13 protein-coding genes are annotated in these 16,803 nt (G+C 61.9%); 3 read left to right on the plus strand and 10 right to left on the minus strand.

Annotated elements, in window-relative coordinates:
- The 8 genes from CAG18_RS13480 to CAG18_RS13515 all read right to left on the minus strand — a co-directional run bounded on the left by CAG18_RS13480 (position 1) and on the right by CAG18_RS13515 (position 12,262).
- Positions 1–1,065, minus strand: a complete 1,065-nt coding sequence (locus CAG18_RS13480) for an imelysin family protein (protein ID WP_015271687.1) — start codon at positions 1,063–1,065, stop codon at positions 1–3.
- A gap of 20 nt (positions 1,066–1,085) precedes the next feature.
- Complete coding sequence (locus tag CAG18_RS13485; RefSeq protein ID WP_015271686.1) at positions 1,086–2,513, minus strand: di-heme oxidoredictase family protein; 1,428 nt, start codon at positions 2,511–2,513, stop codon at positions 1,086–1,088.
- Positions 2,514–2,790: 277 nt separating this feature from the next.
- The gene (locus CAG18_RS13490) at positions 2,791–4,128 is read right to left on the minus strand and encodes an imelysin family protein (protein WP_013974080.1); all 1,338 of its coding nucleotides are present in this window, start codon (positions 4,126–4,128) and stop codon (positions 2,791–2,793) included.
- A 156-nt stretch (positions 4,129–4,284) separates the two neighbouring features.
- Entirely contained in the window at positions 4,285–6,339 is a 2,055-nt protein-coding gene (locus CAG18_RS13495; RefSeq protein WP_015271685.1) for a bifunctional diguanylate cyclase/phosphodiesterase, read from the minus strand.
- Between the two features lie 425 nt (positions 6,340–6,764).
- Positions 6,765–7,733, minus strand: coding sequence for a TauD/TfdA family dioxygenase (locus CAG18_RS13500; RefSeq protein ID WP_085721020.1), 969 nt, complete (start codon positions 7,731–7,733; stop codon positions 6,765–6,767).
- A 29-nt stretch (positions 7,734–7,762) separates the two neighbouring features.
- On the minus strand, positions 7,763–8,500 hold the full coding sequence (locus CAG18_RS13505; RefSeq protein ID WP_043935892.1) for a TSUP family transporter: 738 nt from the start codon (positions 8,498–8,500) through the stop codon (positions 7,763–7,765).
- A 190-nt stretch (positions 8,501–8,690) separates the two neighbouring features.
- Complete coding sequence (locus tag CAG18_RS13510) at positions 8,691–11,147, minus strand: membrane-bound PQQ-dependent dehydrogenase, glucose/quinate/shikimate family (RefSeq protein ID WP_085721021.1); 2,457 nt, start codon at positions 11,145–11,147, stop codon at positions 8,691–8,693.
- 212 nt (positions 11,148–11,359) lie between these two features.
- Positions 11,360–12,262, minus strand: a complete 903-nt coding sequence (locus CAG18_RS13515; RefSeq protein WP_085721022.1) for a GntR family transcriptional regulator — start codon at positions 12,260–12,262, stop codon at positions 11,360–11,362.
- A 92-nt stretch (positions 12,263–12,354) separates the two neighbouring features.
- Between CAG18_RS13515 and CAG18_RS13520 the strand changes: the two genes are divergently transcribed.
- Positions 12,355–13,104 (plus strand): hydroxypyruvate isomerase family protein, encoded by a 750-nt coding sequence (locus CAG18_RS13520; protein WP_085721023.1) that lies wholly within the window; start codon positions 12,355–12,357, stop codon positions 13,102–13,104.
- 117 nt (positions 13,105–13,221) lie between these two features.
- On the opposite strand, the gene CAG18_RS13525 is transcribed toward CAG18_RS13520, so the two are convergent.
- Both CAG18_RS13525 and CAG18_RS13530 read right to left on the minus strand, forming a co-directional pair.
- Positions 13,222–13,818 carry a superoxide dismutase gene (locus CAG18_RS13525; RefSeq protein ID WP_013974076.1) on the minus strand — a complete coding sequence of 199 codons (597 nt, stop codon included), beginning with the start codon at positions 13,816–13,818 and terminating at the stop codon, positions 13,222–13,224.
- 309 nt (positions 13,819–14,127) lie between these two features.
- Entirely contained in the window at positions 14,128–14,727 is a 600-nt protein-coding gene (locus tag CAG18_RS13530; protein WP_003258234.1) for a LysE/ArgO family amino acid transporter, read from the minus strand.
- 97 nt (positions 14,728–14,824) lie between these two features.
- On the opposite strand from CAG18_RS13530, the gene CAG18_RS13535 reads away from it, so the two are divergent.
- Both CAG18_RS13535 and CAG18_RS13540 read left to right on the plus strand, forming a co-directional pair.
- Complete coding sequence (locus CAG18_RS13535; protein ID WP_085721024.1) at positions 14,825–15,715, plus strand: LysR family transcriptional regulator ArgP; 891 nt, start codon at positions 14,825–14,827, stop codon at positions 15,713–15,715.
- 49 nt (positions 15,716–15,764) lie between these two features.
- Positions 15,765–16,760: an NAD(P)-dependent oxidoreductase gene (locus CAG18_RS13540; protein ID WP_085721025.1), complete on the plus strand. Its 996-nt coding sequence runs from the start codon at positions 15,765–15,767 to the stop codon at positions 16,758–16,760.
- Positions 16,761–16,803: the final 43 nt, after the last annotated feature.

A 16,803-nucleotide genomic window follows, 5' to 3' on the forward strand; every position in this document is an offset into this window, starting at 1 on the left:
TCAGTCACCGTCGTTGGCATTGAAGCCCAGCTGGATGTTCAACGCCTTGGCCAGCTCGCCTTCGTGCAGGCGGTGGACGACGTTGAGGCTGTCGTAGATCTGGTTCAGGGTTTGCTGGCCAGCGTCGTCGGCCAGCAGCTCGCCCAAGGTTTTCTGGTTGTCGGCCAGCAGTTTGAGCGAGGCAGCGTAGGCGACGTCGATCTTGTCTGCCAGGGCTTTCTGATCGCTGGACAGCAAGCCGCGCAGGCCTTGGTTGTCGACCCCGACCCAGACCGCTTCGGCGGCCTTGAGGCTGGCCTCCAGGCTCTTGAGCGAGCTGTGGCTGCGCCAGGCTTCGGCCTGCAGTGGCTGCGGAATGCCCTTGCTCTGGCGGCCCATCGGCGCACCGAGCTTTTTCTTCAGGCTGTCCAGGGCGGTGACCTGGGCGCGCAGCAGGTCGGCGATGGCCTCGTGGGAGTCGGCGTAGCGCTGGTTGGGGAACTTGGTCATCTGCGAGAGCATGCCGTCGGTGCTGTTCCAGCCCTTGAGGATCTCTTCGGCCAGGGTTTTCTGGTGTTCACCGATGGCCACCAGCAACGGGCAGTAGCGGGCTTTCTGCTCGGCAGTGGCGATGTCCGGCTTGCTGTCGAACAGGATGTACTCGTAGGCCGACAGGCCACGCACCACCACGCTGGCCTTGCCCAAGGCCGCGGCATCGACCGGCTGGTCTGCGTTGACCAGCTGCTCGACCTGGCGGCCGACCAGGTTCTTCTTGTCGGGCCAGAACTGTACTTGCCAGGCGCGGTTGCCTTCGGCCAGCGGGCCGACCAGCAGCGGTTGCAGCTCGGCCCAGGCTTTTTGCGCATTGAGGAAGTCGGCACGGGCCTTGTCCAGGGTTTCCTTGCCTTCGCAGTAGGCCAGGGCGCTGGCGGCCAGCGTGCGGTCGGCTTCGACCCAGCGGCTGTAGGTGGGCAGGATCACCTGCTTGGCGATGGCAGCGGAGGTCACGGCTTGCGGGTCCTGCGGCGAGCAGGCGCCGAGGGCGAGTGCGGCGAGGCTGGTGAACAACAGTTTGGGTCGGAACATGCCCGGCTCCTTTGCGCTTTTTAAAGTGAGTTCAGGAAAGCCAGCAACGCGGCACGCTGCTCGGCATTGAAAGTGAGTACGAAATTGCGTGCCGACTCGGCCTCGCCACCGTGCCAGAGCACGGCCTCGAGCAGGTTGCGGGCGCGGCCGTCGTGCAGGAACTGGCTGTGGCCACTGACCGTTTCGCTCAGGCCGATGCCCCACAGTGGCGGGGTGCGCCAGTCCTGGCCGTTGGCGGCGAATTCGGTGCGCTCGTCGGCCAGGCCCGGGCCCATGTCATGCAACAGCAGGTCGCTGTAAGGGCGGATCAACTGGTTGGCCAGCTCCGGCTCGGCGGCATTGGCGGCTGTGGTGAACTGCGGTGTATGGCAGCCCTGGCAGCCGGCCTGGTAGAACAGGTTCTTGCCCGCCAGCACCTGCGGCGAGCCCACGTCGCGTCGGGCCGGTACGGCCAGGTTGCGCGTGTAGAAGGTAACCAGGCGCAGGATGTTGTCGCTGACCTCCTTTTCGCCATCGGCACCGTCGCCGTTGGGCGCGGCCAGGCAGTCGGACTGCGCCTGGGTGCAGTCATCGTTGGGCTGCAGGGTGGTGGTCAGGCCCATGTCGCCGGCAAAGGCATGCACGTTCTGCTGGTTGACGTTGGGCTGCCCGGCCTTCCAGCCGAAGCGGCCGACCACAGTTTTGCCCTGGGCGTCATCCCACACCCGGTTGGCCCGGCCGCGGATGCCGTCGCGGTTGCGGTCGTCGGGATCCTCGTTGGCCAGCAGGTCGGCCTCGGGGATGGCTTCGAGCAGGCCCAAGCCGATCATCGGCGGCGCCACCCGCGCCGAAAAGCGCGTGTCGGGGTGCATCACGCCATAGCCGAGCTGGGTGATCTGCAGGGCCGGCTTGCGCAGCTCGACCTGGTGGCCATCCTCGAACGACACCGTTTCGCTGGTGTAGCTGACCCGCACCTTGCCTTCCGGCGTCACGCCGGGGATGGCCATGTCCTGCAGCTGGGTGCCATAGACCGGCTCCGGCACCACGCCGAGACGTTCGACCACCTTGGCCAGGTAGGGCTGGTCGGGGATCGACAGGCGTACCAGCATCGATACGGCGTTGCTGTCGCCCGGCTCTGGCGGGTGGCCGCGGCCGTCTCGCACGTGGCAGTTCTGGCAGGCATTGGTATTGAACAGCGGCCCCAGGCCGTCACGGGCGGTGGTAGTGGACGGGGCGATCACCCAGGGGTTGCGGAAGAAACTGTTGCCTACGGCGAAATCCAGGCGCCGCTCGGGCGAGAGGTTGGCCGAGGGCAGGGAATAGGCATTGCGGTCGGTGCGCTGCACGGTGGCTTTGCCGCCCGACAACGCTTCGCCGGGCTCGGCCTGGGTGAAACGCGGGGCGTCGTCGCAGGCGGCAAGGGCAAAGGCCAGCAGCAGGGGGGAGAGTCGGGACAGCGACAAGGACATCGAAAATCCTGGGCGTGAGCGAAAAACCGGCGTGCAAGCTTAGCAGGGTGAGGGAGTTTGAATAAGAGCAATTTGCAATTGCTGGATGAAATCGGTGTCAGTTGGCCATGGTTTGTGGTTGCCTGGTCGGGCCCTATCGCCGGCAAGCCAGCTCCCACAGGTACCCCACAGCCTCTGAGCCCAGTGGGGAACCTGTGGGAGCTGGCTTGCCGGCGATAGGGCCGGAAGCAAAAAAGGCGACCCGAAGGCCGCCTCTTTCAGAACCGCTACAGCAGGATCAGAACTCGTGATCCGCGGTATCCGGGTTGAGGTTGGCAATGCCCAGCTTGCCCGCGGCCTGCTCGATCGCACCGGTCTGCTTGACCAGGGAGGCGATGGCGTCACGCACGATCTGGTTGCCGGCTGCGTTGTCGGCAGCGATCAGCTGGTCGTAGTGCTCGCCCTTGAGCGCGTGGTCGACGATCACCTGGATCTTGGCTTCGGTGGCTTCCAGGTCGGCCTTGAGGGTGGCGTCGGCAGCCGGGTCTACTTTGGCCACCAGCGACGACAGGCTCGGGCCGGTCACCTTGCTGCCGTCCGGGCGGGTGTACTCGCCCAGGTAGACGTTGCGGATGCCCTTGGCATCGTAGAAGTGCGAGTAGTGGGTGTTGTCGCTGAAGCAGTCGTGCTCGTCTTCCGGCGAGTTGGCCTCCAGCGAAACCTTCATGCGCTCGCCAGCCAGTTCGCCCAGCGACAGGCTGCCCATGCCGAACAGCATCTTGCGCAGGCCGTCGTTGACCGACTCGGCTTCCAGCTTGGCGCGGTAGTTGTCGGCAACGTTCGGTGCCCAGTTGCCGACCATCTCTTCGAGGTCCTTGACCAGCAGGTCGGTGACCGCTTTCAGGTAGGCACGGCGGCGGTCGTTGTGGCCACCGGTGGCGCCCTTGCCTTCCAGGTAGTCCGACGCCGGACGGTTGCCAGCGCCCGGGCCGGTGCCGTTCAGGTCCTGGCCCCAGAGCAGGAACTCGATGGCGTGGTAGCCGGTGGCGACGTTGGCTTCAGAGCCGCCCAGTTCGTTCAGGCTGGCCAGCTTCTCGGGGGTGATGTCCTTGACGTCGATCTTCTCTTCGCCCACCTGGATCTCGGTGTTGGCGATGATGTTGGCGTTGGCCGCCGGGTTGCCCAGGGCGTGCTCATAGCTCTTGTCGACGTAGTCGATCAGGCCTTCGTCCAGCGGCCAGGCGTTCACCTGGCCTTCCCAGTCGTCGATGATGGTGTTGCCGAAGCGGAATACTTCGCTCTGCAGGTACGGTACGCGCGAGGCGACCCAGGCTTCCCTGGCTGCTTTCAGAGTTTCGTCGTTCGGCTTGGCCAGGAACGCGTCGACTGCGGTCTGCAGGGTCTTGGCGGTGCTCAGCGAGTCGCTGTACACGGCGTAGACCAGCTCGGCGTAATGCTTGACCACGGCTTTGCCGGCGGCTTCGTCGACAGCCCCGGGCGCTGCAGCGGTGGTACTGGCGGCGGCAGGTGCCTGGGCTTGCGGCGCGGCGGCCTTGTCGTCCTTGCCTTCGCCGCAACCGGCGAGAGCGATGGCAATGGCCAGCAGACTGGCGGAGGCCAGAGGCATTCGAATCATTATTGGTTTCCTGCGTCGTGTGGTTGGACCAAGGGGTGGACGGTGCGCCGTGGCACGCGAAACGACAACATCATGCGAAAGATTTGCATTTGCTGTAAAGGGGCGGGCATGCAATTCGTGTAAATGCCGGTCACGGGCTGTAATCGGGCAGGCGGCTCAGAACATCGAAACCTGGTTTCGCTGTGCCTGCTTGAGGAAGTTGGTCAGCTCACGGGCCGACAGCGGCTTGCTGTAGTGGTAGCCCTGGCCCTCGTGGCAGCCCTGGGCGACGATGTAGGTTTCCTGTTCGGCGGTTTCCACGCCTTCGGCGATTACCTGCATTCCCAGGCTCTTGCCCAGCTGGATGATGGCGCGGACGATGGTGGCGTCGTCATCGTCGTCCAGCAGGTCCTGGACGAAGCTCTTGTCGATCTTGATCTTGTCCAGCGGCAGCGATTTCAGGTAGCTGAGCGACGAGTAGCCGGTGCCGAAGTCGTCGATGGCAATCAGTGCTCCGGAGCGGCGCAGGCTCAGCAGGTGCTGGGCGGCGGTGCTGATGTCTTCCATCAGGCCGGTCTCGGTGACTTCCAGTTCCAGGCTGCGTGGTGGCAGGCGGTAAGCCTGCAGCAGGTTGTTGACCACCCGCGGCAGCTCGTTGTGGTGCAGCTGCACGGTGGACAGGTTGACCGCCATGCGCAGGTCGCTGAAGCCCATGTCGTGCCATTCGCGCAATTGCCGGCAGGCCTGGTCGAGCACCCATTCGCCGATGCCGATGATGCTGCCGTTCTGTTCGGCCAGGGGGATGAACTGGTCCGGGGGCACCATGCCCAGCTCCGGATGTTGCCAGCGCAGCAGTGCTTCGACACCGACCACGCGGTGGTCGCGGTAGCTGATCTGTGGCTGATACACCAGGTACAGCTGGTTGCGTGGCAGGGCTTCGCGCAGGTCCTTTTCCAGTTCGCGACGGCGGCGCATCTCGCTGTCGACGCTGGCGATGTAGAACTGGTAGCGGTTGCGTGAACGGGCCTTGGCCAAGGTCATGGTCTGTTCGGCTTTCTGCAGCAGCTTCTCGGTGCTGTCGCCGTCTTCCGGGAACAGGGTGATGCCGATGGTGGCGCGCAGGCGGATCTGCTGGTGGTGGTCGAGGTCGAACGGCACTTCCAGGTCGTCGAGGATACTCTGCGCCAGTTCGGCGGCCTCGTAGGGCTGCTCGATATTGGCCTGCACCAGGGCGAACTGGTCACCGCCCAGGCGTGCCAGGGCGCCCAGTCGGCCGCTGTGGGCGCGCAGGCGGTCGGCCAGGGCCAGCAGCAACTGGTCGCCGACCTGGTAGCTGAACTGCTCGTTGATGCCCTTGAAGTCGTCCAGGCCTACGCACAGTACCGCCACGCGGTGTTGCAGGCGGCCACCGTCGACGAGGATCTTGTCCAGTTGCTGCTGCAGTTGCTGGCGGTTGGGCAGGCCGGTGAGGAAGTCGTACTGGGCCATGCGTTGCAGGCTGTTTTCCGCCTCGTGACGCAGATGGGTGTTGCGCTCGATCGAGGCCAGCAGCTGGTTGGCGGTATTTACCCACAGGCCCAGCTCGTTCTTCTCGTGGCCCTTGAGCAGCGGTAGCTGATGCTGGCTGGGGCGGTCGGGGTTGATCTGGGTGAGGTGCTCGATGATCTTCGACAGCGGTTTGGTCAGCAGCCAGTGGTAGACCAGGTACAGCACCAGGCCCATGGCCAGGGCCCGCAGCACGCCGGAAATGAAGATGATCACGGCGTTGATCAGGAAATCTTCGCCGTAGGACGAGGTGTCGAGGGTGATGCTCAGGTCGCCGTAGTATTCGCTGTAGGGGCCGCGGCCGACCAGTTGCGTGCTGTAGGTACGTTCCTGGCCGAGAATCAGGTCGGTCAGCCAGCGCATGGACATGTCCTGCAGCGGGCGGGACTTTTCTGCGAGCATGGTTTCGTTGGGGTGGCCAATGGAGGCCATGCGTACCGATTCATCCTGGAACAGGCCTTCAATCACCTGCATGCCCATTTCGCGGTCTAGGCTATATACCGCCTGGGTCGAGGGGTCGCGGAACATGTCGAGGATGCGTTGGGCATCGCTGTTCACGGCTTGGCGGGTCTTGTAGGTGTCGTAGACGATTTGCGCACAGCTGAGCACGACACCGACCGCTAGCGCCGACAGCAGCACGACCCTGAGCAACTTGACCGACAAGCTGTTCCGCAATTCCAGCTTCAATGGGGGTTTCCTTAATCCATGCGCATGGCATCATTTTGCCATCAACGATGACGATACACTATCGGCCGACCATCAGAAGTGTATCGGTTGCCTGACCCCGCAACTTGAATGCGCCGTGACAATCTTCCAGAGGTTTGATGTTAGCGTGGTATGCGGGCTGAGCAAGCGTTTTGCGGGTGGGGCGTGGATGAAAACCGTGTCGACCGCTTCGCGGGCAAGCCCGCCCCCTCAGGCATGGCACATTCCTCCAAATGGAGTAGCGCCTGTGGGGCGGGTCTGATTTGCACGCCGCTGGAGAAGCGGACGGATCCCTGCGATGAAAGGCAACCACCTGTGTACGCATGCAGACGAGCACAGCATCCGCCATCAGGCAGGCACTGTGAAGGCACGCGTTATCGGGCAGTTACAGTAGTGCGGGGAAAGGGTTATTGGCGATTGGCACTGCTGGCCGGCCATTGTTCAAGTTCGGCACAGGGCGGGGTCAGGAACATGTCCGACTGAAACCGAATCCCGCAACTGTAATCGATGATGGCAGGCGCGTTCTCGGCGGCGGCAATATTGTATTTCTGGAACGGCAACATGGCCCTGCGCACCGGCGACTGGTTGAGAATATTCTTGAATACCATGCTGGTGTCATCGGCAATCCACAGCCGACGGACTTTTCTTTTCATGTTGCCGTCAGTGAACTGGTGGCGTGCATGCAATACTCGCAAGTTGTCCATGACCAGGATTTCGCCGGGTTCCAGGCTAATGTTGGTGATGTAGTCCGGGTTGGTTGAATATTTATCCTGGATATACTGGAAGGCGGAACTGGCCCATTCCGGACTGAACGCAGTGCTGTCATACCGGTAGCGAATACGCAGTTTGTTCTCATTGACCTTTTCGAAGACAGAACAATCGATCGACAGCAGGTCATCACGGCAGTACGTGACACTGCCACTGGTCATCAGGATCCTCAGGATGTCGGGATGATTCACCAGCAGGTCATTATAAATGCGTTGCCCATCCACCAGGAAGTTGTCACCGCCAAACTGCGGTTTGGAAACGCACTGCAGAATGACGTATTTGGGCGGGGTAATCTTCCTGGCAACCCCATCGATATACGCCATGCCATTGAGGAACGAGCCATCCGTATGGGGATAGAAGTCGCTCGACAGTTCGCCGTGGTAGTCGTCCCTGAACGCTTGCCAGTCCTTGTTGATCGGATCGCCGCCGCCGACCACGCCAGTCTTGTCGGATTTGGTATGGAACTGGATCAGGCCGAACCGGCCTGCCACCGCGCGAAAGGCCTCGAGCGAATCGTCCTCGGGGTTGATTACGCAATATCCATGTTCATGAAGAAAAGTCGAGATCCCCTGGCTGTCCTTGGAATCAAACTTTTTACGCGCGATCATTTCAAACTCCTTGTTTGAATGGATGAAGCTCAGACGTTTTGAATAAAGTGGTCCACAATCATTTTCAAACCGAAGAACGTCACCCCGGCTTTAAGCAGGATGGCGCCAACACGTTGCGATATTCGGTTTCGAAGAAAGCCGCCCAGGTAGGAACCGGCGGTGGAGGCGGTGATCATGATGATGATCAACTGGGCATAGTCCATGAAGGCAAAGCCGGCAAAGACAAAGGCAGCTACTTTCAGGCCGTGCAATACACTCATCTGCATGGCGTGGGTGACGATGACCTGATCCTTGTTGATGTTCATCCTCATCAGGATCGGCTGGGAAATAAGCCCGGTGACGGCAACGAACAGTGATAGAAACGTTTGCAGGAAACCAACGATGGCAAAATTTTTCAGGACAAAGCCGAGCGAGGCGACCAGCTTGGTCCAGGTAATCGCCAGGATGAAGATGCCGAGAATCAACGACAGGTACTTTTCCGGGAAATGCCCAATGAAGAAGTAACCGATGGCTGCCCCTGAAAGGCAGCCGATGACATAACGCGGGAGAATCTCGATTTTTGCGTGCTTGTAATCGAAGGCGAAGCGGCTGCCGTTGCTGACCATCTGAATCAGGCCATGCACCGGCACAACGGCAGAAATGGGCAGGAACTGCGGCATGACTGCCAATAGGCCAATCCCGCCGCCTACGCCGATAGCGGCAGTCATCAAAGAAGTTAGAAAACTGACGCCCACCAAAACATATAGGCCAGCGGATAGTTCAAACATTGTCACTCCTGTCTGATTGACATGAATTCAAGCGGGCACTTCTGTACCGCAGTTGCTCGTTGCTGTTTGTGGCGCGCACGCAGCCACCCGACGGCGCACGGCGCGCCATCGGCGGTCGATGATTGGTTGATAGCGGGTATGTCAGCGCCTGGCTTTCAGTGCCGAGCAGCGCCTTTACGCAGCGGGCGCGCTATTTTTCCGGCAGCGCCCAGGCAATGATGCTGTCACCCAGCTTGGTCGGAATCCGGTCATGCCCGCCGACCACGGCAACAACGTACTGCCGCCCTTCGCTCATGTAGGTCAGGGGCGAAGCCTGGTTGCCGGCCGGTAGGCGCTCTTCCCACAGCAATTCACCACTTTCGCTGTTGTAGGCGCGCATGAAACGGTCGATGGCAGCGCCAATGAAGGTCACGCCTCCTGCTGTAGCCACGCCAGTGGCGTCGCTCGGAGTGCCGATTTCGAAGCGCAGTTTCGAGGCGATGCCCAAGGGCCCACTGTCATAGCCGGTGCCGAACGGGCGGCTCCAGCGCACTTCACGTGTGCGCAGGTCGATAGCGGAGATGAACCCCCAGGGTGGTGCGATGCACGGCTGTTCCAGCGCTGACATCCATGGGTCCTTGATCGCCCCGAACGGCAGACCGGCCTGGACGCGGAACCCCTGGTTATTGCCCGGCGACTCCTGGAACGACTTGGCATTGATCGCATCGAGCTGTTCGCGTGGAACCAGCCCCTGCATGTACGGCAACCGCTGGTTATTGATGATCAGCAGGCCTCGCTGCAGGTCCACCATCACCCCGCCCCAGTTCAGGCCGCCGTGATGGCCGGGAAAGATCAGGCTTTGCTGGCCGACTACCGGCGGTGTAAAGATCCCTTCGTAACGCGCCTGGCGAAACTCGATGCGGCATTGCAACTGATCGAACGGCGTCAGGCCCCAGGCGTCGGCTTCGTCCAGCACTTCCGGTCTTTTCGATGGGCGGCCCATGGTGCTCGGCATGCTTGGTGACAGCGGCTGCGTCGCCGCGGTGTAGTCTCCAGGGGCAGTGCCCTGTGGGACGGCAGCCTGCACCACGTCGACCAGCGGTTCGCCGGTGGCGCGGTCGAGGACGAACAACTGGCCCGATTTGGTCGCTTGAATGACGGCCGGGCGTGGGCCGCTGCTCGTGGGGAAATCGATCAGCGCCGGTTGTGGGCTCAGGTCGTAGTCCCAGAGGTCGTGATGGACGGTCTGGAAATGCCATTTGACCTTGCCGGTGAGCGCATCCAGGGCCACCAGTGAAGAGCTGAACTTGTCTTCCTGTTCGGTACGGGTACCGCCATAGAAGTCGCCTGCAGCATTGCCGGTGGTGATGTAGACCAGCCCCAGTTCGTCGTCGGCGGAAATCGGCGCCCATGAGTTGGGCGTGCTGAGCGTATAGGTTTCATCGGCGTCGGCAGGCGCAGTGCTGTCGGGGCGACCGAGGTCCCAGGCCCACTTCTGTTTGCCGCTGACTGCGTCGTAGGCGCGAACCACACCTGATGGCGCCGGGCGCACATCCGAATCAAGCACGCGGCCACCGGTAATGACCACACCGCGGATTACCAGTGGTGCAGAAGTGATGCCGGTGGAGCCTTTGCGGAACGTGCCCAGGCCGTCCTTGAGGTCGGCAAAGCCTGCCGTGCCGAAATCTGGGCAGGCCTGCCCGGTGAGTGCATCAACTGCACCCAGGCGGATGTCGTTGGTGCCCCAGATGATGCGTTTGGCGCATAGGCCACTGGCATTGGGTACTTCGTAGTACGAGACACCACGGCAATAGGCACCACCGTTGGCGAAATAGTCCGGGTCGACTTTCGAGTCGTAGCGCCAGTTCTCTTTGCCGGTAGTGGCGCTCAACGAAATGATGATTTGCTTGGGCGTGCAGGTATACAGCGAGTCGCCAACCTTGATTGGCGTGGCCTCGTTCAGATACTTGGTTTTTTCGCCAGGCTGTTTCACATCGCCATGATGATACTCCCAGGCCTTGACCAGGCCGGAAACGTTGCTTGGGGTAATCTGCGCCGCAGCGGAATAGTGGTTGCCGAGGTTGGAGCCGGCATAGGCGGTCCAGTTGGTCTTGTCGTGGGACGCGGCGACATTGGCGTCCGGTGAGGTCACCGTACTGCGGCTGAAGGGTTGCTGTGTATGGGCGGTGATAGCGGGCGAGTCGGCCAGGTGAACGGTGTTGGGGAAGAACAGCGGTGTCAGGATGGTGGCCGCCATCAGCAGCGGCAGCCCCCCCATGATGCTGAAATACAGTGCCTTGTTGACTTTGGCAAAGTCGCGCCGGACAAGAGGCCAGAAGGCCAGAAAGATCACACTGAGAAGTACCAGCCATGCCAGACGTGGGATATAGGCCCAGCCGTTGTAGCCGGATTCCCAGATTGCCCAGCCGTAGGTGGCTAGGGATGCTGCACCGTAGAGATAGATGCCGAGCGACTTCTTCAGGCCCATGAGTGCGGCTGACAGCAGCAATGCGGTACCCATCATTGCGTAGTAAGGCGAGCCGCCGGCACTGACCAGCGTGCTTCCCTGACAGGCCAGCGTCAGGCCAAGCAGGGCCAGCAGAATCGTGTACACCCCGAACAGCAGGCTGGAGACCCCCGTCCCGTTAGCCAACGTTCCTTGTTTCATTGCAATCATCCCTGTGTGATTCGGTGCCACAGTGCGTCCGAGCGGCGCGCATAATTGCTTATTCTTACAATTAAATACAATAAGTGGCGCGAAATTTACTCCTGGCGCTGAATCTCAGGGTGGTTTTGTATCTTGCGTAAAAAGAAGGCAATGTCTAAGCTGCCTTCCCTGATCTGAATGCGCGGGTAATGAAAGGAAGGCGGGGGAAGGGGTTACCCCTGCTGGCTTTCCAGCAAGGCATCCTGACGGGTCTTGAGCCGGCCGACTTCGTCCAGATGTTTCCAGAGAAACTGAGCGGCTTCTTCACGCCGACCGGACTCGATCAAGTCGAGCAGGTGCAGGTGCTCCAGGCATTGCGTCATCAGGCGACTGCGGTCGACGTTGGCTTTGTAGCTCATGAAGCGTCTGAGCTGGTTTTGCCGACGTATGGCATCTATGAAGAAGAGATTGCCCGAGCACTGCACGATCATTTCGTGAAACTGGGCGCCAATTTCGAACAGTTGGGCACGTGACAGCTGGTGAATTTCGCCGTCGAGCATGGCCTGCTGTTGCTCCCGGGCTTTGGCAAATGCGGCCTGGTTGACCTTGTAGCCTGGTTCGCGCAGTGCGGCCGGCTCGATGGCCATGCGGAAGCGGTAGCTCTGGATGTGGGTCTGGGCGTTGTGTACGAATTCGTTAAGGCTCCAGCCTTGCCCGGGCTTGCGCTCGACCATGGCTTCGCTGGCCAGCCGGTTGAGGACCTTGAGCAGTTGCCCGCGGGGCACGGAGTAGCGTCGCAGTAATTGGGCCTCAAAGAATTCGGCAGGGACTTCCCCGCTGAGGATGTCGTCCACCACGCGCAGGTAGAAGTCTTCGAATGGGTCGCAGGTGGACGGTACAGTGGTTTCCTGGATCTGCCCGGCGTCCTGTTTCAGAAAGTAGCCGCGATTGGGCTCCTGCACCGCGATGTTCCACTCGGCGAGCAGGGCAAATACCCTGCGAATGGGGGAGCGGGAGACATCGAAGGCTTGGGCGAAGGTCTGCTCGCGCAATGGCTCGCCGGCCTTCATCGACCGGGCGCGGATCATCTCGATGACGCGAGGGGCCAACTGCAGGGCGAGATCTTTCTTTATCACAGGCTGTATTCCGAATGGTTATCTTCAGTCGATCCAGCAGATTCGGGTCGGACTGGGGCAGGAAAATACCACACACGGATGGATCTATACGCATGCTCAAATTCAATGCTCATCTCGGCTTCCAGTTCAATGAACTGCCTTTTCTGCAGCGTATCGAAGCCGCTGCCGCCGCCGGATTTCGCGCGGTGGAATTCCCGTCACCCTATGAATTCGACGCGAGTTTGTTGGCTGATCAACTGGCGCAATATGGGTTGCCATTGGTCCAGTTCGCTGCGCCGGCTGGCGTTTCCAAGGGTATTGCCGCGGTGGCGGGCAAGGAGCCCGAGTTCCGTGACGGGTTACGCCAGGCCGTCAGCTATGCCCGCGCACTGGCGTGTGCGGATGTGCACCTGATGTCCGGGGTAACCCACGAGGATGGCGCCGACAAGGTGTATGCGAGCAACCTGGACTATGCCGTGAAGTATTTTGAGGACCAGGGGCTGCGGCCATTGATCGAGGTGATCTGCACGCAGGCAATGCCGGGGTATTACATGTCCGATTTCGGCAAGGCGCAGCAGGTACTGGAGGCGCATCCCGATATGGGGCTGATCCTTGATCTTTATCATGCACAGTTGCTGACCGGAAATGCTGCCGATGTGCTGGCGCAGTTCTTTGAACGGACGGTGCATGTGCAGGTGGCCGACTGCCCGGGGCGGCATCAGCCGGGGACGGGCCAGATGGATGTTGCAGGGTTGCTGGCGGCGCTGGAGCAGCGCGGGTATGCAGGGTGGGTTGGATGTGAGTATCGGCCTACGGGTGCCACTGTAGATAGCCTTGGCTGGCTTGATCGGTACGTTTCCTGAAAATACGGCGTTCTGGCCCCTCGTATGCCCCGAAAAAAATCCGATACCAGAGGACTGGCATCGGATTTTCGAAGAGCCCCGGCGTGGCGCCGGGGTTCTGTCTCAAGGCTGGATGACTCAGGCCTTGAAGGTCTTGCCTTCGAACTGTTCGGCAACGAAGGCCCAGTTGACCAGGTTCCAGAACGCCTCGACGTACTTCGGACGCAGGTTGCGGTAGTCGATGTAGTAGGCATGTTCCCAGACGTCGCAGGTCAGCAGCGGGGTGTCGCCGCTGGTCAGCGGGCAGCCGGCGCCGATGGTGCTGGCCAGGGCCAGGGAACCGTCAGCCTTCTTCACCAGCCAGCCCCAGCCGGAACCGAAGGTGCCAACCGAAGTCTTGGTGAACTCTTCCTTGAACTTGTCGAAGGAACCGAAAGCGGCGTTGATGGCGTCAGCCAGGGCACCGGTCGGCTGGCCACCGGCGTTTGGTGCCAGGCAGTTCCAGTAGAAGGTGTGGTTCCAGACTTGAGCGGCGTTGTTGAAGATGCCGCCCGAAGAGCTCTTGACGATCTCTTCCAGGGTCTTGCCTTCGAATTCGGTGCCTGGGACCAGGTTGTTCAGGTTCACGACATAGGTGTTGTGGTGTTTGTCGTGGTGATACTCCAGGGTTTCCTTGGAGATGTGCGGCTGCAGGGCATCGTGGGCGTACGGCAGCGGCGGCAATTCAAAAGCCATGGTGGATCTCCTGATTCAGGTCTGTTTGCGGTTTGCGCAAGGCCGATCACGGGCGGCCCGATGAGCGTCGGCGAGTTTGTACTCTTTGCGACGCAAGGGCTGGATCATAGCACCGGGCCCGGCGCATAACCACGCAACAAAGATAGGGAATAGAGGTTCCAGAGCGGTTGGGCTGTGCCGACCAGTGGCGTCAGCTATTGCCTGCAAGGGCCTCATCGCCGGCAAGCCAGCTCCCACAGGGATATCACCGCCCTCAGGCCTGGTGACATCTCTGTGGGAGCTGGCTTGCCGGCGATAGGGCCCTTGAGGTCAGTTGAAGATCAACTGCGCCGCCACCGCGAACATCATCACCGCCACCATCAAGTCGAGCATGCGCCAGGTCGCCGGCCGGGCCAGCCACGGCGCCAGCCAGGCCGCACCGATCGCCAGGGTCGAGAACCACAGCAGCGAGGCGCTGGCAGCGCCAGCCACGTAGGCGCCAGGCGCAGCCTGCTGGGCGCCCAGCGAGCCGATCAGCAGCACCGTGTCGAGGTACACGTGCGGGTTCAGCAGGGTCACCGCCAGTGCACTGAGCAACACCGCGCGGCGTGAGCGCGCACCCTGGCCCTGCTGGTGCTGCAGGCTCTGCCTGGAGCAGGCGCTGCGCAACGCCTTGGCGCCGTACCAGATCAGGAACACCGCGCCGCCCCAGCGGGCGATCGCCAGCAAGGTCGGGTTGTGCGCCAGCACGGTGGCCAGGCCGAACACTCCGGCAGCCACCAGGATGGCGTCACAGACGATGCACAGTGCTGCCACCGGCAAATGATGCTCGCGGCGCAAGCTCTGGGCGAGGACGAAAGCGTTCTGTGCACCGATGGCCATGATCAGGCCGAAGGCCACGAGCATGCCGTTGAGATAGCTTTGCCACATGGCACGCTCTCCAAAGCGTCTAAAAGATGCTGGCCATTGTGATGAACCACGCTGTATAAGAAAAACAAATAGAGCTGATCCGTCATTAGGAAAATCGATGTTCGACTACAAGCTGCTGGCCGCCCTCGCCGCCGTGATCGAGCAGGGTGGTTTCGAACGCGCGGCGCAGGTGCTGGGCTTGTCGCAGTCGGCCATTTCCCAGCGCATCAAGCTGCTCGAGGCGCGGGTCGGCCAGCCAGTGCTGGTGCGTGCCGCGCCGCCAAGCCCCACCGAAGTCGGCCGCCAGTTGCTCAACCATGTGCAGCAGGTGCGCCTGCTTGAGCGCGACCTGCAGCGCCAGGTGCCGGCGCTGGACGAGGAGGGCATGCCGGAGCGCTTGCGCATCGCCCTCAATGCCGACAGCCTGGCCACTTGGTGGGCCGGTGCGGTGGGTAACTTCTGCGCGCAGCAGAATGTGCTGACCGACCTCGTGGTGGAAGACCAGGAAGTGGGCCTGAAACGCATGCGTGCGGGCGAAGTTGCGGCCTGCCTGTGTGGCAGCGAGCGGCCGGTGGCCGGGGCGCGCAGCCTGCCACTGGGTGCCATGCGCTACCGGGCGCTGGCCAGCCCCGGGTTCATGGCGCGGCATTTTCCGCAGGGCTTCGCCGCCAGCCGCCTGGCCCGTACCCCGGCGATCGTGTACGGCCCGGACGACTTCCTGCAACACCGCTACCTGGCATCGCTGGGCATCGAGGATGGCTTCCTGCACCACTTGTGCCCGTCGTCCGAAGGCTTCCTGCGCATGACCGAAGCCGGCCTGGGGTGGGGCCTGGTGCCCGAACTGCAGGCCCGCGAGCAACTGGCCAGCGGCCAGCTGGTGGAAATCTGCAGTGATACCCCCATCGATGTGCCGCTGTACTGGCATCATTGGCGCAATGGCGGGCAACTGCTCGCGCAACTGACCGACCACCTTCGGCACACCGCACGGCAATGGCTGGTGCCCTTGTAGCCACGGCTGGCGTCAGTTGCATCTGAAATCTGGCAAGACGGAGTCTTACATGCGAATTCTGGTCACCGGCGCGAGTGGCTTCATTGGCGGGCGCTTTGCACGCTTTGCCCTGGAGCAGGGCCTGGACGTGCGGGTCAGCGGCCGTCGAGCCGAAGGGGTCGAGCACCTGGTCAAGCGCGGCGCCCAGTTCATCCCCGGCGACCTGGGGGATGCCGAGCTGGCCCGCCGCCTGTGCCAGGGCGTCGAGGCGGTAGTGCACTGCGCCGGCGCAGTGGGCAACTGGGGGCGCTACCAGGACTTCTATCAAGGCAATGTGGTGGTCACCGAAAACGTGGTCGAGGGCTGTTTGAAGGAGCACGTACGGCGGCTGGTACACCTGTCGTCGCCGTCGATCTACTTCAATGGCCGCTCGCGCCTGGAAATCCGTGAAGACCAGGTGCCGCGCCGCTTCCACGACCACTACGGGCAGACCAAGTACATGGCCGAGCAGAAAGTGTTCGGTGCCCAGGAGTTCGGCCTCGAGGTGCTGGCGCTACGCCCACGCTTCGTCACCGGCGCTGGCGATGCCAGTATCTTCCCGCGGCTGATGCAGATGCAGAGCAAGGGGCGCGTGGCGATCATCGGCAACGGCCTGAACAAAGTCGATTTCACCAGCGTGCACAATCTTAACGAAGCGCTGCTCAGTGCCCTGTTCGCCGATGACCGGGCGCTGGGCCAAGCCTATAACATCAGCAACGGCCAGCCGCTGCCGCTGTGGGATGTGGTCAACTACGTGATGCGCCAGATGCAACTGCCGCAGGTTACCCGTTACCGTTCCTACGGCCTGGCCTACAGCCTGGCCGCGCTGAACGAGGCGGCCTGCATGTTGTGGCCGGGGCGCCCGCAACCGACCCTGTCGCGCCTGGGGATGCAGGTGATGAGCCGCGATTTCACCCTGGATATCAGCCGCGCCCGACAGTACCTGGACTACCAGCCCAAGGTCAGCCTGTGGACGGCATTGGATGAATTCTGTGCCTGGTGGAAGCACCAGCCGCCGGGGCAGTAAAGCCGGCCGGCCGACAATGGTCATCAACGCGCCGCGCTGGCGG

The sequence above is a fragment of the Pseudomonas sp. B22(2017) genome (assembly GCF_002113105.1).
In the GTDB taxonomy this organism is placed as follows: Bacteria; Pseudomonadota; Gammaproteobacteria; order Pseudomonadales; family Pseudomonadaceae; genus Aquipseudomonas; species Aquipseudomonas asiatica.

What these genes read in the sequence shown, in the direction of transcription:
- CAG18_RS13480 (WP_015271687.1), bottom strand. Translation starts at nt 1,065, where the DNA reads ATGTTCCGACCCAAACTGTTGTTCACCAGCCTCGCCGCACTCGCCCTC.
- CAG18_RS13485 (WP_015271686.1), bottom strand. Translation starts at nt 2,513, where the DNA reads ATGTCCTTGTCGCTGTCCCGACTCTCCCCCCTGCTGCTGGCCTTTGCC.
- CAG18_RS13490 (WP_013974080.1), bottom strand. Translation starts at nt 4,128, where the DNA reads ATGATTCGAATGCCTCTGGCCTCCGCCAGTCTGCTGGCCATTGCCATC.
- CAG18_RS13500 (WP_085721020.1), bottom strand. Translation starts at nt 7,733, where the DNA reads ATGATCGCGCGTAAAAAGTTTGATTCCAAGGACAGCCAGGGGATCTCG.
- CAG18_RS13505 (WP_043935892.1), bottom strand. Translation starts at nt 8,500, where the DNA reads ATGTTTGAACTATCCGCTGGCCTATATGTTTTGGTGGGCGTCAGTTTT.
- CAG18_RS13510 (WP_085721021.1), bottom strand. Translation starts at nt 11,147, where the DNA reads ATGAAACAAGGAACGTTGGCTAACGGGACGGGGGTCTCCAGCCTGCTG.
- CAG18_RS13520 (WP_085721023.1), top strand. Translation starts at nt 12,355, where the DNA reads ATGCTCAAATTCAATGCTCATCTCGGCTTCCAGTTCAATGAACTGCCT.
- CAG18_RS13525 (WP_013974076.1), bottom strand. Translation starts at nt 13,818, where the DNA reads ATGGCTTTTGAATTGCCGCCGCTGCCGTACGCCCACGATGCCCTGCAG.
- CAG18_RS13530 (WP_003258234.1), bottom strand. Translation starts at nt 14,727, where the DNA reads ATGTGGCAAAGCTATCTCAACGGCATGCTCGTGGCCTTCGGCCTGATC.
- CAG18_RS13535 (WP_085721024.1), top strand. Translation starts at nt 14,825, where the DNA reads ATGTTCGACTACAAGCTGCTGGCCGCCCTCGCCGCCGTGATCGAGCAG.
- CAG18_RS13540 (WP_085721025.1), top strand. Translation starts at nt 15,765, where the DNA reads ATGCGAATTCTGGTCACCGGCGCGAGTGGCTTCATTGGCGGGCGCTTT.